The sequence below is a fragment of the Brasilonema octagenarum UFV-OR1 genome (assembly GCF_963888615.1).
Taxonomy (GTDB): Bacteria; Cyanobacteriota; Cyanobacteriia; order Cyanobacteriales; family Nostocaceae; genus Brasilonema; species Brasilonema sennae.
The window spans coordinates 1-5,592 of the sequence record NZ_CAWPKW010000198.1; the positions used below are offsets into that span (position 1 = coordinate 1).

General features: G+C 42.9%; 3 protein-coding genes and 3 pseudogenes. 4 read left to right on the forward strand and 2 right to left on the reverse strand.

From position 1 onward, the window contains the following. Together AC5590_RS14605 and AC5590_RS14610 are read right to left on the reverse strand one after the other, a co-directional pair. Positions 1–1,098: pseudogene (locus tag AC5590_RS14605) on the reverse strand (RluA family pseudouridine synthase); the annotation flags it as partial. Between the two features lie 4 nt (positions 1,099–1,102). Next, positions 1,103–2,446 (reverse strand): TMEM143 family protein, encoded by a 1,344-nt coding sequence (locus AC5590_RS14610; protein ID WP_169268820.1) that lies wholly within the window; start codon positions 2,444–2,446, stop codon positions 1,103–1,105. Positions 2,447–2,749: 303 nt separating this feature from the next. On the opposite strand from AC5590_RS14610, the gene AC5590_RS14615 reads away from it, so the two are divergent. The 4 genes and pseudogenes from AC5590_RS14615 (at position 2,750) to AC5590_RS14630 (ending at position 5,282) form a co-directional block, all read left to right on the forward strand. Further along, positions 2,750–3,067 carry a DUF433 domain-containing protein gene (locus tag AC5590_RS14615; RefSeq protein ID WP_246163220.1) on the forward strand — a complete coding sequence of 106 codons (318 nt, stop codon included), beginning with the start codon at positions 2,750–2,752 and terminating at the stop codon, positions 3,065–3,067. Positions 3,068–3,329: 262 nt separating this feature from the next. After that, positions 3,330–4,055 (forward strand): TIR domain-containing protein, encoded by a 726-nt coding sequence (locus tag AC5590_RS14620; protein ID WP_169268821.1) that lies wholly within the window; start codon positions 3,330–3,332, stop codon positions 4,053–4,055. Positions 4,056–4,085: 30 nt separating this feature from the next. After that, positions 4,086–4,469: pseudogene (locus tag AC5590_RS14625) on the forward strand (toll/interleukin-1 receptor domain-containing protein); the annotation flags it as partial. Between the two features lie 48 nt (positions 4,470–4,517). Continuing rightward, positions 4,518–5,282: pseudogene (locus AC5590_RS14630) on the forward strand (tetratricopeptide repeat protein). The last annotated feature ends 310 nt before the right edge of the window (positions 5,283–5,592 follow it).

Consider the following 5,592-nt stretch of genomic DNA (forward strand, 5'->3'; position numbering starts at 1 on the left):
TCGGGCATCCCTCTCCTTATAAAGGAGAGGGAAAGATTTTAGCGCCGATTCAAGCGAGGGTGAGGTTTGCTCAGTTGTGCTAACATCTGCATTCGATTTCCTCTCAGACAACCCTGACAGCAGAAACCCCATCAATGGTTGACAACGCTCTGCACAAGCACCGTAAAATTCTCCTTGCACTTTATCTTGATCACCAGAAGAGGAACCCCACCAAAACTCTGCCATTGCCAACGGTTTTAAATTATGCGTTGCGGCATAGTGGAGTAGCTTTGGCGCACAACAATCTCCTGTACCAGTGGGCATACCTCCTGGTATTAATTGCTGCAACGAGAGGGATTGTCCGAGGAAATTCATCAGGGTGTAAGCAGCGTGCATCTGCGCCTGGAGTTCGCGGGATAGTTGTTTACGTTGTTGTTTTAGTTCCCGAATTCGCGTATCTGCTGTAGCTATCAACTGCTGAAGCGGCTGCAACTTTTCATCTCGTTGGCGTTTGAGTTGCTTTCGTTCAATTCCTTCTCGGCGGCTTTCTTCGTTAAGTTGTTCAAGAGCAAAGTGAAGTGTTTCTCCTGCCAGAGTTTCGCAGAGTATCTGGCGTTTTTTGATACGCTTGTTTTTGCAATCTTGATGGCGATTGCTCATTTGTTGTAAGCGTAACTCAAACTCACTCGTATGCGTTTCATACTGCAGCCGTTCGGGAAGTTGCTTAAGGGTAATCAGTTCCTGCTTAATAGCATCCAATTCAGATAGTGTGCTGGCTTCCTCTAAAGCAACTTGCTTTCGTCCCGGAATCGGCGGTACCCAACCCTCAACTACGCTGTCGCCATTCAGAAGACCGGAGAAAGCTTTGAGTATCTTTTGTTCGCCATTCGGTAGTTCAATCAGTAATACCCCGTACATTTTTCCTTCAGAGGAATAACGGTTATCAGTGGCAAGGTGTTGCATCAAATTGTAGGCGATCGCCTCTACCAAAGGAGTGCGGGGTAGTCGCAGTAGTTCGCCTGTTTGAGGACAACGCCCTTCGTACCAATAGTTAGGAGATGAGTTGCTGACTGGGGAATTGGAGTTTATGAAATCTGAAAGCGGATGCAGAACCATCATCTTGTCAAAAGGCTATCCCGTTATAGAGGAAAGCATTATCCCATACATAATCGATCACTGCTCTAGCATCTTCCAAGGGGAGAACATGGCAAAACCCCTCGTTATCATAGGTTAATAGAGGCATTTCAGGGGCAATGTCTGCTTGTTCGGCATTTGTGATCACTTTGCCACGAATATCTTCTAGATTGTTCAAGGGACCGTGGATATCGAAGTTAATCCTGATGCCCAGCTTCCTCTCCATCCAAGTTTCGATGCGAGAGTCTAACTGTTTCGGATTCAACGGAGTCGGACTGGTAAGGAGATGGTAATATACTAGAATAATTTCCTTACACTCCTCTTCCTCAGCAATGTCGATGAGCATCTGAAAGACGCTGGCATTGTTGGCTAAATTCTTGAAGAAAAGCGTATCGGTAACATCTTTTTGGAATTTGATTTTTTTGTTTTTGTAATTGGTGTACTGCTTGAAGGCAAATCCACCCAGTGCGATCCCCAACGATAGCGTTGCCACTAGAATGGGCATGACATTTCTGATCTTATCTTGTTCTACATCTAGCGATTCCACTAAAGATGATGCATTAAACACTAACAAAATTGCAGTAATAAGTAATAATAGATTCGGTAATGCTTTTAAGACTAGGGGAACTGCAGCCCCAATCGCAGGAATTCCAAATAATAGCCGGTCTTTCCAAGTCATACTGGTGACAACATTAGGAAAGAGCAAGTCAATATCTAGTTTTGGAATATTCTTGTAAAAGTAGACATAGATTTTACCAGGAGTAAAGTTCAGATTTTCTATTTTGACTTTCTTGGCACGAAAGTAAGCCGCTTCTTTGAACTTAATGAGTAAAACAATTCGTTCCAAAATATTAATAGTCTTTTCTTCTTGCCAAAAGAAGAACTTTTTTCGCGAAATTTTCGTGTCAATATCGCCTTGTGAATAACAACAGAAATGCTCAAAGTCCTCGAAATCAACATCAGTCTTTAAATCAATCAGAGATTTATTTCCCAATGCTTGTTGTACAATCGATTCAGGCAAAAGAATGTAATTCGCTCTTTCTAAAATGTGGTTGAATGCATCAACCACTTTTGACTCCATCTCGTCGTATTGGTCAAAAGTTGGTTGAGTGAGTGGTTGAACATCTCCATTGGGATTGAAGGGTACGTAGTTGTCTTTGATAATTTCCAGCGTCTTGTGAAAGCGAAAGTGGTAATACGCGGATAGAATTTGGCAGAAATCTAGAAACTTTTCAGCATCAGCGGCATTTAGCTGACCATCTTGGAGGCAAAGTTTGATAATATCGGTGCGACGGTAGGGAATGAACGCTTCTCGATTTTCATAAACTGCCATGATCTCAAATCAATCAGACTAATAGGTTTGCTAAGCGACGGGCGATAGCGCAAAGCGCAGTGTCAAAGGTAATCGCCTGTACCAGACAACAATCGCGACGGTTAGACATCATCCACCCATTTGGAGATCAATAACTAGTATCTTGAGTAGGAAATTTAGCAACAATTCTTGATTTAATTAGATTAGCCAATGCCTTGGGAGTTAAGGCAAACAGCTACACCCTTAGTTATTGGCATTACGATTGTTGTTTCAATCGCTCATAGAGTTTCAACCCCTCTATGATAAGTGCTAGAGTTCTTAATTATGGAAGCAAAAAGCAAACCAGCTATGCAAACCATTACCGACATTAGTACATTAATTGTCCGTACGCCGGGAACTTGCGGTGGGCGTCCCCGCATCGCCGAAACTCGCATTACGGTTCAGTATATCGTGAATGAGATTAAAGCAGGTGTCACACCTGAAGAAATTTTGGAAGATAAACCCCACTTGACGCTTGCAGGGATTTATAGCGGATTGGCGTACTATTATGCCAACAAAGAATCGCTTGACGCCGAATTTGCAGCCTACAACGAGGAATGTCGTCGCCTCGAAGCTGAGTATAAAGCAGGAAATCTATCGTGAGCCGAATTCGCTTGTATTTGGATGAAGACACGATTAAAAAGGCGCTGATAAGTCAGCCAAAGAGATGGCGAACCAACTGGTGTTTCTGAATGCTTATGTTGAGAAAACTATTATATGAACTCAAGAAAAGTAGGTAGGCGTAATTAATTCGTAGATAGCAGTAGTGCGAGCGTCTCGCTCGCGGGCAAGATCCCCGCACTACATTTTATATTTAATTCAACCCACTTACTTACATGAAGTCAAGAAAGTAGATTTAAAAAATATGTCCAATCCAGTTAAAGTATTTTTTTCCTACTCCCATAAAGATGAAGTTTTGCGAGACGATTTGGCAACTCATCTGAGCATGATGAAACGTCAGGGAGTGATTGAAGCTTGGCATGATCGGGAAATCAGTGCTGGTGGGGAATGGGCAAATGCGATCGATGATAATCTTAACGCTGCGGATATCATTTTATTGCTGGTGAGCGCTAACTTTCTGGCTTCAGATTACTGCTACGATATTGAGATGCAGCGAGCAATGGAACGACATGAGGCAAGAGAAGCTCGGGTGATTCCGATTATTCTCAAGCCAGTAGAGTGGAGAAATGCACCTTTTGCCAAACTGCAAGCACTCCCTAAAAATGCCAAAGCTGTAACGACTTGGCAAGACAAAGATGAAGCTTTTTTGAATATTGCTCAAGGAATTCGCAGAGTAGTTGAAGATATGGTGAAATCAAAAACCTCTTCTACCGCTTCTGAAACGACTACACCAGCGATAACGAGCGGTGGATTAACAGATAGCCAACGTCGCAGATGGAAACAACAAAAAGATTTGCTGCAACAAGAGTATGATTTGGTGAGCACAAAATTAGGTAAGCTGCGCCAAGCATACTTGATTGAAACAGATACAGCGATAAAGTTTAAGCTAGAGAAACAAATTCAGGAAAGCGAAACAGAACTAACTCGTTTAGATCAACAGCTTCAGGAAATCGAGCAAAAGCTTGTGTAGTTATCTTAATATATATAAATAATGCCCTTTATGGAAGAATCTATTAAAGTTTTTATTTCCTACCACCAAAACGATGAGGACTTTCGCGAAGAGTTAGAAAAGCATCTAAAGTCTTTGGAGCGGGAAAAAACTATTATTAGTTGGAGCGATCGCAAAATCGTCGCAGGGCAAGAATTCAAAGGTGAAATTAATAAGTCTCTCAACCAAGCTGGGCTTATCCTGTTGTTGGTGAGTCCAGATTTTATTGCTTCAGATTATCACTGGACAGTTGAAGTTACACGAGCTTTAGAGCAAAATGCAGCAGGAAAAGCTAGTGTTATCCCAGTGTTACTGCGTTATGCGGATTGGGAAACTCCTCCCATTGATAAACTATCCCCACTGCCGAGAAATCGCGAACCGATAAAAAGCTGGAATGACCGAGATAAAGCATTCTTAGAAGTTATCAACGGAATTCGGGAGGCAATCGCGCAATTAGTTGCTAGCCCGAATTACTCACCCCCCAAACAAACTCCACAAGAACTCGAAGATCGCCAATATCAAGTCACAAGCCTGATCAACGAAGCAGATCGTTTATGCGAAGGTAAAAAGTTTGAGGAAGCAGTGCTTATATACAAAGCAGTCCTCAGCCTTGAGCAAAACTCTGTACTCGCTCACAATAACCTGGGGAATGCGCTGTACTATCAAGGCAAACTCGATGAAGCGATCGCCTCTTACCAAAAAGCGTTGCAAATCGACCCAAATTTGCCACCTGCTCACTTGAGCCTGGGGAATGCGCTGTTGCTTCAAGGCAAACTCGATGAAGCGATCGCCTCTTACCGTAATGCCTTGCAAATCGACCCAAATTATGCATATGCTCACTTTAACCTGGGCAATGTGCTGTTGCTTCAAGGCAAACGCGATGAAGTGATCGCCTCTTACCGTAATGCCTTGCAAATCGACCCAAATAATGCATATGCTCACAATAACCTGGGGATTGCGCTGAAAAATCAAGGCAAACTCGATTAAGCGATCGCCTCTTTCCGCCAAGCCTTGCAAATCGACCCATATCATGCAAATGCTCACAATGATTTGGGGATTGCGCTGTCCGATCAAGGGAAATTAGAAGAAGCGATCGCAGAACTGGAAATAGCTGTTCGCCTTGATCCTACTCGTACGCTGTTTCGTGAAAACTTAGAGAATTATAAGAATAAAAAGAAGGGTTTTTGGGGACGTTTATTTGGTGGGTAGAATATTCTCAGTTTTATTAAAGTAAACGGTGTGCGATCAGTATACAAAAAATCATCAAGATATATTAACTTTATCTCTTATTTAAGATATATGATTTGCGATTTAGACCACTTGCACAGGGGAGCATCCCAATTTTGCAAAAACGTGTTTGTCATTGCGTTAGCGCAGCGTGCCCGGAGGGCATACGTAACGGAGTGGAGCGTTAGCGCAGCGTGTCCCCTTGGGACTCAGCAATCGCAAGGACTGGGATTGCTTCACTAGTACAGCACGGCGTAAGTTAACCAGGTATTACTGTGGGAGAATGAGTAAT